The 18,670-nt window shown below is 30.9% G+C and carries 18 protein-coding genes; 4 read left to right on the top strand and 14 right to left on the bottom strand.

Annotated elements, in window-relative coordinates; genetic code table 11:
- The first annotated feature begins 121 nt into the window (after positions 1 to 121).
- Positions 122 to 352: a DUF6341 family protein gene (locus tag AC4FQ3_RS16810; protein WP_017496855.1), complete on the top strand. Its 231-nt coding sequence runs from the start codon at positions 122 to 124 to the stop codon at positions 350 to 352.
- Here the strand turns inward: AC4FQ3_RS16810 and purD are convergent.
- Positions 344 to 1,618, bottom strand: a complete 1,275-nt coding sequence (gene purD, locus AC4FQ3_RS16815) for a phosphoribosylamine--glycine ligase (protein WP_491182592.1) — start codon at positions 1,616 to 1,618, stop codon at positions 344 to 346. The two genes, AC4FQ3_RS16810 and purD, sit on opposite strands and share 9 nt — an antisense overlap.
- 136 nt (positions 1,619 to 1,754) lie before the next feature.
- Here purD and AC4FQ3_RS16820 point away from each other — a divergent pair, with 136 nt between their 5' ends.
- Positions 1,755 to 3,065, top strand: coding sequence for a phenylacetate--CoA ligase family protein (locus AC4FQ3_RS16820; RefSeq protein WP_491182593.1), 1,311 nt, complete (start codon positions 1,755 to 1,757; stop codon positions 3,063 to 3,065).
- Positions 3,066 to 3,105: 40 nt separating this feature from the next.
- Positions 3,106 to 3,636 carry an ORF6N domain-containing protein gene (locus AC4FQ3_RS16825; RefSeq protein ID WP_491182594.1) on the top strand — a complete coding sequence of 177 codons (531 nt, stop codon included), beginning with the start codon at positions 3,106 to 3,108 and terminating at the stop codon, positions 3,634 to 3,636.
- Between the two features lie 125 nt (positions 3,637 to 3,761).
- Here the strand turns inward: AC4FQ3_RS16825 and AC4FQ3_RS16830 are convergent, their stop codons facing one another.
- From AC4FQ3_RS16830 to AC4FQ3_RS16840, 3 genes are all read right to left on the bottom strand, one after another.
- Complete coding sequence (locus AC4FQ3_RS16830; protein ID WP_491182595.1) at positions 3,762 to 4,529, bottom strand: glycosyltransferase family 2 protein; 768 nt, start codon at positions 4,527 to 4,529, stop codon at positions 3,762 to 3,764.
- The gene (locus AC4FQ3_RS16835; protein WP_491182596.1) at positions 4,529 to 5,896 is read right to left on the bottom strand and encodes an undecaprenyl-phosphate glucose phosphotransferase; all 1,368 of its coding nucleotides are present in this window, start codon (positions 5,894 to 5,896) and stop codon (positions 4,529 to 4,531) included. Before AC4FQ3_RS16835 ends, AC4FQ3_RS16830 begins: the two co-directional genes overlap by 1 nt.
- Before the next feature lie 64 nt (positions 5,897 to 5,960).
- On the bottom strand, positions 5,961 to 6,944 hold the full coding sequence (locus AC4FQ3_RS16840; RefSeq protein ID WP_491182597.1) for a UDP-glucuronic acid decarboxylase family protein: 984 nt from the start codon (positions 6,942 to 6,944) through the stop codon (positions 5,961 to 5,963).
- A 166-nt stretch (positions 6,945 to 7,110) separates the two neighbouring features.
- Between AC4FQ3_RS16840 and AC4FQ3_RS16845 the strand changes: the two genes are divergently transcribed.
- A complete protein-coding gene (locus AC4FQ3_RS16845) occupies positions 7,111 to 8,220 on the top strand; it encodes a glycosyltransferase (protein ID WP_491182598.1) in 1,110 nt (369 codons plus the stop codon).
- Here AC4FQ3_RS16845 and AC4FQ3_RS16850 read toward each other — a convergent pair.
- The 10 genes from AC4FQ3_RS16850 to AC4FQ3_RS16895 all read right to left on the bottom strand — a co-directional run bounded on the left by AC4FQ3_RS16850 (position 8,156) and on the right by AC4FQ3_RS16895 (position 18,529).
- Positions 8,156 to 9,292, bottom strand: a complete 1,137-nt coding sequence (locus tag AC4FQ3_RS16850; RefSeq protein ID WP_491182599.1) for an O-antigen ligase family protein — start codon at positions 9,290 to 9,292, stop codon at positions 8,156 to 8,158. The two genes, AC4FQ3_RS16845 and AC4FQ3_RS16850, sit on opposite strands and share 65 nt — an antisense overlap.
- A gap of 139 nt (positions 9,293 to 9,431) precedes the next feature.
- The gene (locus tag AC4FQ3_RS16855) at positions 9,432 to 10,496 is read right to left on the bottom strand and encodes a hypothetical protein (protein ID WP_491182600.1); all 1,065 of its coding nucleotides are present in this window, start codon (positions 10,494 to 10,496) and stop codon (positions 9,432 to 9,434) included.
- Positions 10,497 to 10,505: 9 nt separating this feature from the next.
- Complete coding sequence (locus AC4FQ3_RS16860) at positions 10,506 to 11,525, bottom strand: glycosyltransferase family 2 protein (RefSeq protein WP_491182601.1); 1,020 nt, start codon at positions 11,523 to 11,525, stop codon at positions 10,506 to 10,508.
- A 10-nt stretch (positions 11,526 to 11,535) separates the two neighbouring features.
- Positions 11,536 to 12,840, bottom strand: a complete 1,305-nt coding sequence (locus AC4FQ3_RS16865; RefSeq protein ID WP_491182602.1) for an MATE family efflux transporter — start codon at positions 12,838 to 12,840, stop codon at positions 11,536 to 11,538.
- Between the two features lie 26 nt (positions 12,841 to 12,866).
- Positions 12,867 to 13,859, bottom strand: coding sequence for a hypothetical protein (locus AC4FQ3_RS16870; RefSeq protein WP_491182603.1), 993 nt, complete (start codon positions 13,857 to 13,859; stop codon positions 12,867 to 12,869).
- 8 nt (positions 13,860 to 13,867) lie between these two features.
- Positions 13,868 to 15,547 (bottom strand): DUF6909 family protein, encoded by a 1,680-nt coding sequence (locus tag AC4FQ3_RS16875; RefSeq protein WP_042564895.1) that lies wholly within the window; start codon positions 15,545 to 15,547, stop codon positions 13,868 to 13,870.
- A 249-nt stretch (positions 15,548 to 15,796) separates the two neighbouring features.
- The gene (locus AC4FQ3_RS16880) at positions 15,797 to 16,132 is read right to left on the bottom strand and encodes a hypothetical protein (protein ID WP_491182604.1); all 336 of its coding nucleotides are present in this window, start codon (positions 16,130 to 16,132) and stop codon (positions 15,797 to 15,799) included.
- Positions 16,133 to 16,146: 14 nt separating this feature from the next.
- Positions 16,147 to 16,509 carry a hypothetical protein gene (locus tag AC4FQ3_RS16885; protein WP_491182605.1) on the bottom strand — a complete coding sequence of 121 codons (363 nt, stop codon included), beginning with the start codon at positions 16,507 to 16,509 and terminating at the stop codon, positions 16,147 to 16,149.
- Positions 16,510 to 16,538: 29 nt separating this feature from the next.
- Positions 16,539 to 18,023, bottom strand: a complete 1,485-nt coding sequence (locus AC4FQ3_RS16890) for a GH3 auxin-responsive promoter family protein (RefSeq protein ID WP_491182606.1) — start codon at positions 18,021 to 18,023, stop codon at positions 16,539 to 16,541.
- 8 nt (positions 18,024 to 18,031) lie between these two features.
- On the bottom strand, positions 18,032 to 18,529 hold the full coding sequence (locus tag AC4FQ3_RS16895) for a peptidase (protein ID WP_491182607.1): 498 nt from the start codon (positions 18,527 to 18,529) through the stop codon (positions 18,032 to 18,034).
- Positions 18,530 to 18,670 lie beyond the last annotated feature (141 nt).

An 18,670-nucleotide genomic window follows, 5' to 3' on the forward strand; every position in this document is an offset into this window, starting at 1 on the left:
TGTGATTGTAAATATAATACTTGTTTAAAAAGTAAAACCAACAAGTTGAAAAAAGATTCTATAATCTGAATTTGATTTCAATGCGTTACACAACAATAAATAACATATAATTTTAGAAATTATGACAGCTTTTTTTGAAGGAATACAATACTTATTCGTTAACATTTTATTTGCTCCACTTGACTTTTTACGTCGCTTAGAACTTGTTACATGGTTTGGTGCAAATACAATTAACTGGATTTTTATGATCATCTGCTCATGCGCAATCGTTTATTGGATTAAACAATTACGCATTTTTGATGACGCTGGAACAGAAAACCAAGATACTACAGCTCACTCTTTTTTAAAGTAAGTCGAAGCCAATATCTTTTCTAAAATACATCTTATCAAAATTTAGTTTATCTATGTTTTGGTAAGATTTTTTTATGGCTTGTTGGAAATCATCTCCATAAGATGTTACTGTTAATACACGTCCTCCATTACTAACGACATTTTTGCCATCTAATTTTGTTCCTGCATGAAAAACAATAGAATCTGTAATATTTTCTAATCCTGTAATTACTTTTCCTTTTTCAAAATCTTCAGGATATCCGCCGGAAACTACCATAATTGTAGTCGCACTTCTTGGATCTACTTTTAATTCGAAAGAATCTAATTCCTGATTAGCAACTGATAAGAATAATTCAACCAAATCAGATTCTAATCTTGGCACTACAACTTCAGTTTCAGGATCTCCCATTCTTACATTGTATTCAATAACGATTGGTTCATTTTTTACATTAATCAAACCAATAAATACAAAACCTTTATATTCGATTCCGTCTTTTTGGAAACCTTCAATTGTTGGTTTTACGATTCTTGTTTCAATTTTCTCCATCAAAACAGCATCAACATAAGGAACCGGAGAAACTGCTCCCATTCCGCCTGTGTTTAATCCTGTATCGCCTTCTCCAATTCGTTTGTAATCTTTAGCGGTTGGAAGAATTTTATAGCTTTTTCCGTCTGTCAAAACAAAACAGCTTAACTCAATTCCATCCAAAAATTCTTCAATAACTACTTTTGAACTTGCTGCTCCAAATTTTTGGTGAACCAGCATGTTTCTCAATTCAGTTTTAGCTTCTTCAAGATCCTGAATAATCAAAACACCTTTTCCGGCTGCTAATCCATCCGCTTTTAAAACGTATGGAGGTTGTAAAGTTTCAAGAAACGCACATCCTTTCTCCACCGTTTCAGCAGTAAAACTATCGTAAGCTGCGGTTGGAATATTGTGTTTCATCAGGAATTCTTTAGCAAACTCCTTACTTCCTTCTAATTGAGCACCCAATTTTGATGGCCCAATAACCGGAATATGTTGTAAACTTTCGTCGTTTTTAAAATAATCATAAATCCCTTTTACCAACGGATCTTCTGGCCCTACAACAACCATCTTTACATTTTCTTTTAGTACAAATGCTTTTATAGCATCAAAATCGGTTGGAGACATTGCAACATTTGTAGCAATTGCAGCTGTTCCCGCATTTCCTGGTGCAACAAAAAGTTTTTCGCAAAGCGGACTCTGAATCATTTTCCACGCAAAAGCATGTTCTCTTCCGCCTGATCCCAATAGTAAAATTGTCATGGTATAGTTGTATTTAGTTGTGGTGCAAAAATAATTGCTTTTGTACGTAAAAAATAATTAAATCTTAAAAAGTTGTTGATTCTTCTATATTAGTAATTGGTAAATATTATTTTTGGTGAAAATTTATCTTCAAAAAATGCTGTCACTTTTCGATCTTTCCTTAAAATTAAATGGTTTTCCGATAAAGAAGGCAAAAGCCGAATTAGAATCAATTGTGAATTTATCTACTGAGGAACATGCGAAATTCATTCAGGATAAAAAAAGAGAAATTGTTGATTTTCATTTACAAAACAATTCTTTTTACCAGGAATTAGTTGGAAATAAAACGAATATCAAATGGGAAGATTTACCCATTTTAAACAAGCAAAATTTACAAAAACCACTTGTAGAAAGACTTTCTAAAGGATATACATTAAAAAACGTTTACCTCAACAAAACATCCGGATCTAGCGGAACTCCTTTTGTTTTTGCCAAAGATAAATATTCTCACGCTCTGACGTGGGCATCGAATATTATGCGTTTTGGATGGTTTAATATTGATTTCAATCATTCGTACCAAGCGCGTTTTTACGGCATTCCAATGGATTTTATTGGATACCAAAAAGAACGTTTTAAGGATTTTTTGAGCAGACGTTTTCGCTTTCCGGTTTTTGATTTATCTGATGAAGTTTTAGAAAAATTCCTGGGAAAATTTAAAACGAAAAAATTCGATTATATCAATGGTTACACGAGTTCGATCGTTTTGTTTGCTAAATTTTTAGAAAAAAGAAATATCATTTTACGTGAAATTTGTCCGACTTTAAAAGCTTGTTTTGTTACTTCGGAAATGCTTTTTGAATCGGATAAAATATTGTTGGAAAAACAATTCGGTATTCCAATTATCAATGAATACGGAGCTTCAGAATTGGATTTGATTGCTTTTGAAAATACAAAAGGCGAATGGCAAATAAATGCTGAAACATTATTTGTTGAAATTTTGGACGAAAATAATCAGATTCTTCCTTACGGAAAAGAAGGCCGAATTGTAATTACTTCTCTTTTCAATAAAGCAAATCCATTTATCAGATATGATATTGGAGACATTGGAATTTTGGATGAAAAAAGTACTCCGCAAAAACCAATCTTAAAAAAATTGGTTGGTAGAACAAACGATGTTGCCATTTTACCAAGCGGAAAAAAATCTCCTGGCTTGACATTTTATTACGTTACAAAAAGCATCATTGAAGATGATGGAAATGTAAAAGAATTTATTATCAAACAAACCAAATTAGATTCTTTTGAAATTGAATATGTTTCTGAAAATCAATTAACTGCAGAACAAATTCACAAAATAAAAGAAGCAATTGCCCTTTATCTTGAACCAAATTTAAACTTCACTTTTACCCGAAAAAATGTTTTAGAAAGAACCAATCGTGGTAAATTAAAGCAATTCAAATCGTATTTATAATATAAATAAAATCTTACATTTGTTTTTTTAATTAAAACTTATGGACGATCAATCTTTACTTTCTGAAGAAACTATTTCAAACAAAATATATTTTATCCGCAATCAAAAGGTGATGCTTGATAGCGATTTAGCTTCACTTTATCAGATTGAAACTAAAGTTTTAAAACAAGCTGTTAAAAGAAATTTGTCAAGATTTCCAGAAGATTTCATGTTTGAGCTTACCAAAATAGAATATGATTCTTCAAGGTCACAAATTGTGACCTTGAAGAATGGTAGAGGATCAAACTTAAAATATTTACCATTTGCTTTTACAGAACATGGTATTTTAATGCTTTCAAGTATATTGAAAAGCGACAAAGCAATTCAAACCAATATTCAAATTATGCGCATTTTCACAAAAGTAAGACAAATGCTTCAGGACACAACAGAAATTAAAGTCGACATTTTACAGATTCAAAAGAAATTGGAGAATCATGATAAAAATATAGAGTTGGTTTTTTCTTATTTGGATGAATTGACAGAAAAAAAAGAAAATGAAAGTGAAAGAGTGAAAATTGGATATAAGAAATAATGATTTATTGGAGGTCGCAAATTGTGATCTTAAAATTAAACTCAAATCTTGATGTCACAAATTGTGACATCAAGATTGAAATAAAAACGAAATTCTTCAAGGTCGCAATTTGCGACCTTGAAGAACTAAATCTTCTTTATATATCGAGGCTTAATAATCAACTGAGTAAATAAAAATCGCGTCATCAATAAAACAGAAAACACAAAATTGAATCCGTGGAAATCCCGATAAACGCCAAAATTGTGTTTTATCAATTTGAATTTTGAAGAGGATATGGAATCTTTCCTAATTCTGTAAAGGGCTAAAATCTCTGGTACTGGTTTCGTTACTTCAATTTGTTTTAAAATTGTAAGCCATAATCGCCAGTCTTGTCTTTTTTGAGTCGCTTCGATAACGATCTTTCCGAAAAAATCTACATCATAAATTGCGGTTAAGTTGCCAACGTAATTGCAAAAAAACAATTGATCATAAGTCAATTCTAAAGGTGCTTCAACTCGCCTGTTTAAAGAATTTCCTTCTTCGTCTATACAATCATAAAAACTGAAAGTAAAGGGTAAATTATTGTTTTTCAAAAACTTGATCTGATTTTCCAATTTTATCGGCAACCAAATATCATCTGCATCTAAATAAGCAATATATTTTCCTGTTGCTATTTCTAAAGCTATATTTCTCGCAAAACCATTTCCTGAATTTTTAGGCAACTCGGTTAATTTTAAACGGTTATCTTTTTGAGCAAATTCTTTTATGATCGAAACAGTTTTATCTGTAGAAGCATCATCAACCAAAATCATTTCCCAATTTTGATAACTCTGATTTAGCACAGATTCTATCGTTGCCCGAATAAATTTTTCGGCATTAAAAGTTGGCGTTATAATTGAAACTAATTCATTCATTAATATGCTTTTTTATCGCCTTTAAAAATATTGATTACGGTTTGAAGAATTATTTTCAAATCTAAAATAAGAGACCAGTTTTCGATATAAAAAACATCAAATTTAATTCGGTTAATCATGTCTCTTTCTATTGTGATTTCACCTCTAAAACCACTAACCTGTGCCAATCCGGTAATTCCGGGTTTAACACAATGACGAATCATATATTTTTTTACTTTGTTTCCGTATTCTTTATTCTGCGACCAAAGATGTGGCCTTGGCCCAACGACCGACATATCTCCTTTTAAAACATTAATAAATTGCGGTAATTCATCTATGCTGGTTTTTCTCATAAAACGACCAATTGCCGTAACTCGGGGATCATTTTTTGAAGCTTCTGTTTCGGTTGTTTTATTAATTCGCATAGAGCGAAATTTATAACATACAAATTCATTTTCTCCTAATCCAGGTCTTCCCTGTGTGAAAAAAACCGGGCCTTTAGACTCTAATTTTATTAGAATTGCTAATATTGGGCCTAGCCAGGATAATACAAACACAATGATTAAAATAGAGAAAACAACATCAAAAGTACGTTTCAATACTTGTATTGCCGGTTCATTAAGCATGGTCTGCTTTAACGAAAGTACAGGGAAAAAATCGTAATAATCTATTTTTAAATTCTTTGAAAAAATCTCTTTTGTGTCTGGAATAAACTTTATTGTTTTATTATTTTCATCGGCAAAATCAATCAAATCTTTCAAATATTTGTTTGATACTTCATTCAAAGAACAATAGATTTCATCTACTTCATTTTCAATTATAAAAGGTTTTAAATCTGTCAATTTTCCTGTGATGTTCTCGCCTGATTTCTTATCCGAAAAATATCCCAAAAACCGATATCCATAATCTTTTCTGGTTTCAAAAAGGTTTTTTAATCGAATTGCTTCTTCTGTAAAACCTATTATAACAGCACTTCGATAATTGCTTCCTGTAATTATTCTGTACTCTTTTAAATAAAAAAACAATGAGAATTTAAAAATTGTTACCAATAATATCGCTAACACTATAAATATTATAATGGCAGTTTGGCTAAAAACAACTTGTGGCGAAAAAGGAAAAAATGCAATTACAACGAGAAGAAATAAAATTTCCTGTCTTAGCATTTTTGCGGCAATTTCAATTGGAGTTGTAAACCTGTACACATCATAAAAATGTGTTGAAAAAGCTATTAAACCCCAGCCAACATATTGATACAAAACAAAAACCAACATATTTGAAACCAGCTCTTTAAATATAAAAAAGCTTAATACTGTAATAATTGTCAGATCAATTAAAATACTAATTGGCCTGATATATTTTGAGTATCTTCCTGTTTGAAATACTGTCATAATTTGTTCCTCTATACAATCATTTTATTGCACATGTGATTTTAAATAGCCTGACTTATAATAGCTATTTTATATAATTCGAAAAATCCTTGTGCTCTTCTTTTGAAAGTTCTTCTTTTGAAAGTGATCTAAAATAATCATATGTAATTTTCATTCCTTCAGAACGGCTTACTTTTGCTTCCCAACCTAACAATTCTTTTGCTTTGGTTGTATCTGGCTGACGTTGTAACGGATCGTTTACTGGCAGCGGATGATAAACCACTTTTTGATTTGTTCCGGTAAGTTTGATAATTTCTTCGGCAAAATCTTTAATTGTGATTTCATCCGGATTTCCAATATTTACGGGATAAACATAATCAGAATGAAGCAATCTAAAAATACCTTCAACCTGATCATCAACATAGCAGAAAGAACGCGTTTGCATTCCGTCTCCAAAAATGGTTAAATCTTCGCCACGAAGTGCCTGACCAATGAATGCCGGAATTACACGACCGTCGTTGAGACGCATTCTTGGTCCGTAAGTGTTAAAAATACGAACGATTCTGGTTTCAACACCGTGAAAAGTATGATAAGCCATTGTTATAGATTCCTGAAAACGTTTGGCTTCGTCATAAACTCCTCTTGGTCCAATTGTATTTACGTTTCCGTAGTATTCTTCGGTTTGGGGATGAACCAAAGGATCTCCATAAACCTCAGAAGTTGAAGCAATCAAAATTCTTGCTTTTTTAACTCGGGCCAAACCTAATAAATTATGTGTTCCTAATGATCCAACTTTTAATGTCTGAATCGGAATTTTTAAATAATCGATTGGGCTTGCCGGCGAAGCAAAATGTAATATATAATCTAAATTTCCCGGAATATGAACAAATTTAGTGATGTCATGATGGTAAAACTCAAAGTGCTCTAATTTGAATAAATGTTCGATGTTTTTAAGATCACCGGTTATTAAATTATCCATACCAATAACAAAATATCCTTCTTTGATAAATCGATCGCACAAATGCGATCCTAAAAAACCCGCCGCTCCGGTAATAAGTATTCTTTTCATAATGGTTTTATTGAACCTATTGGTTTTGATAATCTCTGCAAATATCCACAAATGTAATAAAATATCCTGCCTTTAAATTGACTTAATTTTTATGCAAAGAGAGATTCAATTTTTAATTCATTATTAATTGCTTTATTCTACTTTTACTAAACTAAATTTAATTATTTTGAAAGTTGTACATGTCGTTGAAGCACTAGAAGGTGGTGTATATACTTATTTTAGAGATTTGTCTAATTTTTTTGGAGATGATGAAATAAGTAAAAATGTAGAAACCACTATTGTCTACAGCAGTAATAGAAAAGGAATTAGTTCTGAGAAAGTAAACTCTGAATTTTCAAATGGTGTTAATCTGATTCATCTCGATATGGTTCGGGAGATTTCTCCTTTTGAAGATCTAAAATCTATTTTTAAATTAATTAAAGAACTTAAAAAAATTAATCCTGATGTAATTCATCTTCATTCATCAAAAGCAGGTGTTTTAGGTCGAATTGCTTATTTTTTCCTATTCAAAAAAAAGAAAGTTTTTTATACGCCTCACGGATATGCTTTTCTAAGAACTGATATTTCAAAATCTTCCAGAAAATTATATTCGATCATTGAAAAAAATTTTCAGAGATTATTTGGCGGAACAATTGTGGCATGTGGCGATACCGAATTTGAAATTGCTAAAAAAATTGGTCCCTCAAAATTGGTGAGAAATGGTGTAGATATTCCGCCTATTCGTGAATACTTTTTACCTCATCAAAACTCAAAATTAACTGTTGGCATTTTAGGCCGAATCACAGCCGCAAGAAACCCTAAATTATTTAATGATATTGCCCTAAAGTTTCCGGATTTTAATTTTATCTGGATAGGCAATGGCGAACTAAGCCATTTAATTACTTCTGAAAATATTAAGATTACCGGATGGATTATGGATAAAAATATCGTTTTTGAAGCTTTAAATTCAATCGATATTTATCTCCAAACTTCTCTTTGGGAAGGCTTACCAATTGCATTATTAGAAGCAATGGTTTTAGAAAAACCAGTTATTGCAACCAATATAATTGGTAATAAAGATATTGTACTGCAGAATCAAACAGGATTTCTTTTTGATGATATTAATGAACTTGAAAATTATTTTGAAATTCTAAAAGAGAATAAAACAAGAGCTGATTTTGGAAAAAAAGCATTAAAAAGATGCGAAGATTTATTTGATACAAATCAAAATTTTAAGCAGCTTTTTGCCCTTTATCAAGAATCGTTTTCTGCTGAAGCCAATAACTTGCAAAAATAGAAAACCATAATCCACTGAAAGCTATTCCATCAAAACGAAGTAAAAAATCATCGGTTAAATTTGAAGTAAAGAAGATCATAAAAAATGAAAGTATTATCGCGTTTTTCAAACTATAGCCCAAATATCCTATTGTGAAAATATAAAGAATAACAACCAAAGGTCCCAGAATCCCGAACTTTAATAAAAAATCAAGAAACTGGTTGTGTGTTGGAAATTCATATTTAGCCAAAAAATGCTGATTGGTTTGTTTGTAATATTTTACCAATTCCGGCTTTCCGTCAGATGCTCCAACTCCGAAAGGAAGATTTTTTTCAGACAATTCCCAAGCAGATTTCCAGATAGAAAGACGGGTTACAAAAGAATTGAAAACCTTAATTTCAGGATGATCAATTTCATCCAATTTCCCTACTTTATCCATATAAGCAAAAGTTGTTTTAGAATATTTCTCTTTCATATATGGATTTTTCTGAACGAAGAAAAACAAAACACTTCCTAGTAAAATCAAAGTTGTTATTGAAATTATTGCCGTTTTTTTTACGTTTATTTTTGATTTAAATTCAAGAAAGAAAACAATCGCAAATCCAGCCAAAACATTAACCAATGCTATTCTGGTATTCACAAAAAGGACGAAGAAAAATGATAAAAGAAAAACAATTAATCGAATAATCTTAAAACTTCTTTTTTCCTCATTTTTAATACTGTAAAAAACAAAAAACAGAGCACAAACCGAAACAAAAGCCAAGTGCATATTTAAAGCCGGAGCATGAATGCCAATACTGTCTGCAAATTGATATCCCATTTCCCATAAATCGATTCCGTTAAGGTATTTATTCATCAATTCGGGATAAATAACATTAAAACGGATAAACAACAACGACATTAAAATTGTTGTTGCAATGCTGTAAATTTGTGTTATTCTCAAAAAATTAATGCGTTGATAATTACCAATAATAAAAATTGGAAACAATAATAACGAAGTGCTTTTTTCTATTGCTTTTAGTCCTTTTGTAAAAGAATCGTTGTTCCAAAAAAACAATAACTCCAACAATACAGGTGAAGCAATACAGGCCATTAAAATAAGGCTCGTTTTGGTAAATTTTAACTTTCGAATAAAAACCAAATTAAAAACAGCAAATAAAATTATAAGCAATGAACATGGTTTTCTAAAAATCATCGCAACAGCGATGAGACATAAAAAAACATGGAATATTTTATTGAAGTTCTTTTCGGAAAGATTCATAGTATAACGCAAAATAAATTAAAGGAAAAATGCCTATTTTATGTCGAACTGCAGTACCTAAATCTGGTTCGAATACACCCTGAACAATAAAAAAGGAAAAAAGAATCAATAAAATCAGAAGTTCTTTTGAATACGTTTTTCTTTCTTTTAGGCATTTAGAAAAGCGAACCAATAAAATGTAAAACAACAAAAGCTGCCAAATTATAAAGATTATAATTTGAGGAGAAAATATATATTTTAATCCATTTAAAGGAACATTCACTGTAAAAAAGCCGTAAAAAACACTCACCATTTCTCCATACCAGGTATCTGTTTTTACAGGCGAAACAATCATAGAATTTGCATCTGCAGAACCTACGCGGTCATTGTTTACCAATTCACGACTAATTTCTGAAAGATATTTTCCTTTTATAATACCGTGGCTCAATGATAAAAAAAAGGCAATTAATAAACCGTAAAAAATTGTTGTTATCGTTTTGTTCTTAAAGCTTATCAAACTAAGCAAATACATTCCGCCGCCAATAATAGGAATTAAGGCAAAATAAGGACGAAAAATTGCTCCAAAAAACAACAACATTAAAATGGTATATACAACTGTTTTCTTTAGCGATACCTCATCATTCATACACAAAAAAACAATTGGCGTTACGTATAAAAAGGTTATAAATTCTTTTGATGGCATTGAGATAAAAATGGCAATCATTAAAATTCCCATATAAACCAAAATGTTCTTGACATTAAGTTTTTCAAATCTATCGGGAATACCAATTTTATACAAAACATACATCAAAACGGGGAATTGAATTAACGCTATTACGGGAAATGGCAAATAACGGAACCCTGAAATTTTATAGAATAAGATTGAAAGGGGATAACTTCCTAAATATCCTATCAAATTTCCTTTATCATAGGCTATAATGGCTGCATCATAAAAAAAACGGGGTGGCAAAATAAAAAAAGCGGCAAATGCAACAACCAAATTGGCCATCGCAATAAGCAAAAATGCTGCGGTGCTTTTTTTAATATTTTTCTGCATACTTATTTTTTATTTTAAAGCTCTGTATTTCTTGAACAAAATTGTTTTAATTCTATATCCGTTTAAAAAAAGTATCAATGCTGTGAACGGTAAATATTGATAAAAAGTTACCACTTTATCAACTCTTAAATTTCGCTTTTTTTGAAGCAAATACTTCCAGGAAACTATATCATTCCAAATATTACTTCTCGTTTTTGAAGAGAGTACATAAAAATCTTTTAAAATTACAACATAATTAAAAGCCCAATAATTTTCTATCGCCTGATTAATATTTTCAGAATTTGCTTTTGGTGCATTTAAACCATTTTTTACCATAAAATAAACATCTTCAATATGTTTTTCGGTTACGTTTGTAGTTATAGATCCTTTTCTAACCTGACGATAAATGTAAAATGATTTAGAGTAAATACTAAAAGTGTCAATGTAATGCATTAATCGGCCGCACCATTCAATATCTTCAGATTTTCGCCCTAAGGGGAAAAACAATTGATTATCTATTAAAATTGATCTTCTAATTACTTTGTCCCAGGCAGATGCAACATACAAATCATAATAAACCAAGTTGATTATTTCGTCATCTAATTTTCCTGTTTTGTTTTTAATAAAACGCTGGTTATACTTGCAATGCACATCCTTTTCAGAAAAAAAACGGCTTTCTTCATGAATAATCAAATCCGGATTTGATTCTTCGATCAGATTATTCAAATCCCTTAAAACAGAATCTCCTGACCAGTAATCATCGCTGTCTGTAAAAATAATATAATCGCCTTTTGACGCTAATAAGCCTTTATTTCTGGCGTCTGACAAACCTCCGTTTTCTTTGTTAATTAATTGTATGTGTGATGAAATTTGCTGGTATTTTTGACAAATTTGAAAAGAAGAATCTGTAGAACCGTCATTGACCAAAACAATTTCATAATTAGAATAGATCTGGCATAAAATACTGTCTAAACATTGGTTTAGATAATCCTCCACATTATAAACCGGAATAATAATGCTAAAAAAAACAGCTTTTTCCTGATTACTCATTTATTTCATTTTAATTCAAAAAAACTATTATTTTATCTTTTTTATAAATGATTATCGCAACCATAAAATTCCAAAAAAAAGAGCTGGAAACAAATGCAATTGCGGCACCGTTCATGCCATAAACAGGAATTAAAAATCGATTCATTATAAAATTAATTATAACAGCGATTATCAAAATAACCTGAAAAGCATGCTGTCTTCCCGTCATATTTAGATAAACAGGAGCGGCTCCAAATGCAGAACAAACTCCCTGACCTATTATTAAAATTAAAAATGCCTGTTGGGCGACCACATATTGATGGCCAAAAAAGTTCAGAATATTTTCTGAAAAAATGCACATTGCAATAATTACCGGAACTGTAATTCCGAAAATTAAACGCGAGCTATTTCTTAATGTTTTTATTAGTTCTGCTTTGTTCTCACTTGAAAAATATTCTGAAATTTTAGCCGAAATCGTAATATTGATTGACAAAATAACTACAGAAACAATAGTCATTAATTTGACTCCAATAGAATAAAAGGCAACTGTTTCATCATTACGGTACTTTTTTAAAAACATAATATCAAAACACATTAATAAAAACATAGCCATGCTGCTGATGGCAATTGGATATGATTTAAAAAAAATTTCTTTACTAGAAATACTGTAAGCTGTTTTTACAATTTTTACTTTTCTAAAATAATGTAAAACCAATGCTGAACTCACTATTGCTAATAAAACAAATCCCCAAAAGAAAACATCAACCAAATAGTTTTCCTTATTCCAGTAAAGCAAAACGATAGAACCTATTATGAGCGGTATATATTTGAGAATGTTTCTGAATAATTCTGCAATGTAGAGTTTATCTAAAGCTCTTATGACTTCTGTATTTAATATTGAAAGCCCGTAAAAAAATAAGGTTGCAGCACCTTTTAGAAAAATAAGATATACCTCAGAATCACTAAAATAACCATTCACTATTTCGTCATCGATCATTAGAATTATAATAAATGCAAGTACAGAAGTTGCAAAAAGCATCTTTACCATTTTAGCGTAAATCTTTTTCAATTCTGAAATCGCATTGTCACTGGCTAATTTCCCTTTAAAATATAAAATGGACTGATCAAAGCCCAACATACAAATACTGCTAACCGATATCAAAAACGATCTTGCAAAATCATATTGCCCTACTAATTTTGGGCTGTAAGATTTGGTTAGAAGAACTGTAAAACCAAACAACAAGAGAACTCCAAAAACCCTTAAAAGCAAAGTGGCAAAACTTTGTTTTAAAAATGGGTTTCGAGATAATTTCTCAAATATGATATTGATTTTCAATTGGTGTATGTTAAAGAGAATATCCTTTAAATTGATTTTGTATTATGAATTCTCTGCTGTTTGCTGTAAAATTTAGAAAATAAGCTGATAAGGACAAAAATAAATATGAAGAAAATTGGAAATAAAAACTTGAGCTTTCCATTTGTAATTTTATTATCATTTATGTTAAGCGTCGAATTAATTTCTCTAATGGTTTTGTCAAAACTTATTAATTTTAATCTGTTTTCTCCCTGATCTGTAACTAATTTTTGTTTGGTTTTTATAATATCGTTTAGCTGTAAATTTTCGTTGTAATAAATCAGTTTGTCGTTGTTTGAACCTCCTTTTACTTTATTCGAAAATCCGTTTAAAACATTGTCTATCTGTAGCAATATCGTATCGTTTTGAGCAATTTGCTGTTCCAGATTTTTATATCCTATTTTTTGAATTGCGGCAAAATATTCAGAATCATTCAAATATTTCATCAACGGTTCAACTACTTCTTTTTCATTTATAGCTTTACCTGAAACGAAAGAAATTGTATGAAAAGTATAGTTTTTACTCGTTACATTATCTTCTAAAACTTTTCTTACTTCGCCAACCTCAGCCATTAATTTTATAAGTTCAAAGTTTTGCGCTTTGTCTTCTATAAATTTATAAACGTCAGCAACAGGTTTAATCTCTATTTTCTTAATTAATTTTGGATCTGAAATTCCTACCACATTTTTTAAGAAAGAAGTATCTCCAGAAATAACTTTAGATTGAATTAAATCGATTTTAGAATACAAATAATCAACACTTCCAAAATTTGGTGTAACAATTACCTGATTTTCAAATGATTTTTTATTGGAATCTAAGTACCATCCAAAACCAAAACCAACTATAAGCAAAATCAGAACAACAACCCAGTTTCGAACAAAAAATTGAATCGACTGAAAAATTGCAGCATTAATTCTATCAAAAAAATTACCAATACTTTTTGAAAGCTGAAAAATATCAATTTCCTGATCTGTGGTATTTTGGGGTACTTTTGTACTCATTTAGGTTTTTATTTTACGTTGAAAATTTGTTCCAAAATTTTAATAGTAATCAAATAAGTTGGTTTTACACCAGTTGTTCCTAATCCGCCCGAAGCAAGTGTGCTTCCGGTTTCCAATGGGTTATCTGAAGCATAATAAGCATAGCGAACTTTAATATCATGCGGCACGCTTTTTCTAATTTTTGATGCCGATTGTATTGCTTTTTGATAATAAGAACCTTCCATTTCAAGACCAATTACTCCCCAGGTCGACTCGTGAAAGAATTTTAGCAAATCTCTGTTTTGCAATGATGTTCCTAAAACAGTAACCATTGCGCCTTCAAAAACAGCAATGTCGTTACCTTCAAACATAGCGCCTGTTAATTCATTTTCGAAGAAATAATTATCTGCCGTTCCCTCATTTATATGCGCAGACGGAATCATAATATCGCCTTTTCCGCCTTCCAGAATTCCGGCTTTACCCATTATCGAAACTGATTTTACATTTAGTAACGTTTCTTTTTTATACGGTTTTAAAAGTTCGTCGATAGTTTCATAAGCCTGCTCGCCAAATGCATAATCCATTACAATAATTACAGGTTTTTCTTCATCTATATTTCCATATGAAAATGCCGTTTTTGACCAGTCAATTTTGGCCGTGTCAAAAATTTGAACATCAATATTTGTTCCTGAACTATCCGGTAATGAAATCATTCCGTTTTTCAACGCCAGTTCTTCAACGTGTGCTCTAAGTTCTTTTGCGCCAGACTTGCTTAGTTCTTCATAAATAAAGAAATCAGATTTGTCTTTGAATTTTGTTTTCAACAACGGCGTTGCAAAAATCGAATTCATTACACTGTGCATATTCGCACTTATCACATGAATTGGGCGCTTTAAAAGGCTATTAGCTTTTAAAACTTCCTTGATATTTGTTGCCCAGATTTCACCATGAATATGATGTCCAAGACGTTCTCTCAAAACAGGACTAAAAGTGATTGTACGTTTATTATTATCGATCATTTCTTCTATCGCTAGTTTTCCTAACCAATAAATAACGTGCAAAAAACGATCCGGAGCATTTTCTGATCCAAAAGCATCATAAATATCCAAAACTTCTTCAAATGTTCTGCCTAAAATATTGGCAACATGTGAGATTGCTTTTTCTTTTTCTATTAAAGAAAGCTTTTTCGTTTGTAATACAGCTTGTTCCAATTTCATCCAATCGCGCGAAACTTCGCCACCGTCATCCAATAAAACTCTGTTTTTTATTTTGTGCGATTCGATAAAAATAAAAGTCAAATGCGTCAGAATATCATAAATGTCAGATCGTCCTCGGGTGATTTCAACATTCATTTGTTCCTCATCAATTCGATAACAATTTCTTCTTCTTTTTGGAGGAACAATGGCCTGAAAATGTGATTTAGAATATCCTTCATCTGAAGTTAAATTAATAAATCGACATTGTTCAATTCCTATCGGAAGACGCTCTATAACGTATAAAAGACCATTAAGTTCTACTTTTTCTTCACCAATGTTTCCGTAAATTTCCGGACGCAAAGCCAATAATGATTCGCGTAAACTATCCCCAGAAACTCCCATAGGTTTATAAAAACCACGGTTGAATAAGTGACGCATTGTTATGTACATTTTTTCAATCGCTGCAGATGATTCCTGCGCTCTTGATCTTGATATATGTTTGGTTTCTTTCATGCTTTATATTTTAAAAATCTTCTGTTTTAGAAGATTAATCTGAGTATTATTAATTTTAGCGAAAATAGGAATTAAAAACGTTAACTCTGCAAAACATCATTATTACTAAACTGTTATTACAATATAATTTTATGGTAAGTAATTTATTATCTGCAATTTAAAAAATTTAGAAGAAGAATTTATCTTAAGTTTTCTATTTCAAATTATCGCTCTTATTTTGATAATTTTAAACTATTTATTATTGTATTGTTATTTATAATCCTCGAAGTTAACTTCTGTTTTATGGAAATTTTTATCTTTTAGTAAAATCAAATTTATCTTATTGATACATTCCTGATTATCTGACATTATAAAAGCCAGATCCCAAATGTCTTTTGAAACATAGAATAAACCAATATCTGAGCTAACTTCTATCTCAATTTCATCATTCATCCAAAGGTCATTCATTTTATCAACTTTTGGATTTATTTCTGAAAGTGAATCTAATAAGTCTGTGAGAAAATATTCGTCTTCGGCACCACTAACTATCTCAATTAACAGATCTTGAGATTTATATCCAGGTCTCAAATAATATTTATATTTCATAAATAAACCTTTTGCTATTTCAATCTTAAGATTTCAATCACCTCGCATTCTGCTACTTTCCTTGGGCCTTCCATAAAATAACCTTTTTTCCCAATTTTAATTCTTGATTTGTGTAATTCTTGATTTACTCCGGTTACGATCCACATTTTGGCTTTCCCGAAAGTTGAAACATGTATAGATTTATCTAAAATTACATTATTTTCATTATCTAAAAATTCAGGCCAGATCATCCATATTTTTATAGATTTTTCATCTTCCGCGTACATAAAATCTGAACGATAACCTTGTCCAGGATTTATTTTTCTTCCTCCTTCTTCCTCAGAAAAAAAACGATATTGAACTATAAAAATCACATTCACGATTTTTAATTTGCTCATATGAAATATGTTTATCCATTTTATTTTTCCTATTTCAAATTATCTGCAATATCTCTATTGTTTGATAATCTCGGAATTTTATTTTGTCCGCCTAATTTTCCCTGCGATTTCATATACTCCTGAAATCCGTTTTTAGAAACTTTGGTTACAACCACTTTTCTTAAAACATTACCGGTAATCAAATCATCGTAGTAGATGTTTTGTTTTCGCATCGAATTGTCAATTGCTTCTTCAAAAACTTGCATATTCTCCGGCTCATTTTCAAATTCTACAAACCATTCGTGATAGGGTAATCCGCCTGACGGATTAATTTGTGGTGCAACTGTAAATTCGTTTATAACCGTTTTTGTTGCTTCTGTTGCTTCTTTCATCGCTTTTTCGACTTCATTGGCAATAACGTGTTCGCCAAAAGCAGAAATAAAATGTTTAATTCGGCCCGAAACAATTACACGATGCGGAAACAAAGACGTAAACTGAACTGTATCTCCTATATTATATCCCCAAAGTCCGGCATTTGTAGAAATTATTAAAGCATAATTTACACCTGTTTCTACTTCGCCAATAGTATGTCTTTTTGGATTTTCTGTAAAAAATTCATCGGCTTTAATGAACTCGTAAAAAATTCCTGAGTTTAAAAGCAACAACATTCCTTTTTCTTTTTGTGAATCCTGATAGGCAAAAAATCCTTCTGAAGCTGGAAACAACTCAATGCTATCGACTTTTTTACCAATCATTTGTTCAAACTTGGCTCGGTATGGTTCGTAATTTACGCCACCGTAAATAAACAGATTAAAGTTCCTGAAAATCTCGCTTATTTTTTTTCCACCGCTTTTTTCCTGTAAACGCTCAAAATACATTTGAACCCAGGCCGGAATTCCGGAAATAACCGACATGTCTTCTTTAATTGTTTCGTCTACAATTGCATTTACTTTTGTATCCCAGTCTTCTATACAATTGGTTTCCCACGAAGGCATTCGGTTTTTCTGCAGATATTTAGGAACAAAATGCGCCACGATTCCGGAAAGTCTTCCAAATTTAATTCCGTATTTTTCAGTCAAAATAGGGCTTCCCTGCAAAAAAATCATTTTTCCGTCTACAAAATCTGCATTTCCGGTTTCATTAATATAATGAAGAATAGCATTTCGCGCTGCATTTACGTGCGTAGGCATTGATTCTTTGGTAAGCGGAATATATTTTGCCCCGGATGTTGTTCCGGATGTTTTGGCAAAATAAAGTGGTTTTCCTTTCCAGAGAATATCTTTTTCGCCTGCTCTAACTTTGTCGATATAGGTTTTTAGATCTTCGTAATCGCGAACCGGAACATTTTTCCTAAAATCTTCGTACGTTTTTATTTTATCAAAATGATGATCAATCCCAAATTCAGTCCTTTTTGCATCTTTGATTAAATTCTTAAAAACTGCCAATTGTGTTTCAACAGGTTTATTGGCCCAGGTTTTGGTTTGATGGTATATTTTGCCGGCAAATAATTTTGCTGCTACTGATTTAATTGACATTGTATTGATTATTTTTTGGCTTTTTTGTTTTTATTTCCAGTACCGCCTGACTCCTTTTCTATATTATTTACTTCTTCTCTCAATTCAATTTCCTCTTCTGAGGCTTTCATATTAAGGTGCGGAGTCTCTTCTGCTTCTGATAAAATAGAATCTTTATTGAATTTTGCATACTCCAGTTCGCCTCTCAATACTTTTTGAATTCCTTTTATATAAGCTTCGTTTTTCTTTAAAGCAACAGCCAGAGAATCTGATTTAATGGCCAATTGTGTTGCGTTCTTTTTTAATTGCGTTGAAGAGTATCCCGGAATAAATTCTCTTAATGGAGTAAAAGCGATAATAAAAGTTGTTACTAATATTAAGAATATTCCACCCAAAGAAAAAACTACAAAAACATTCATTAAGGTTAGTTTAAATGAAAAAATCTCTTCAAAAGTATCTTCATTCAAAATTACCAATCGATTTTTTGTATATAATTTTTTCCGTAAATCGCGTTTTTTCCTTGCCATTGTTATAAGATATACTCGCAAATATAATAATTAATCGCCTTGTTAATATCAGACAAAAATTGGCAAGCGTATTAATTTACTTATTTTATAAAATATTTAACGCTCTAAAAAATAAATTTTTAATCCAAAAACACTTGTTGT

It is taken from the genome of Flavobacterium sp. AK-345 (assembly GCF_058310175.1).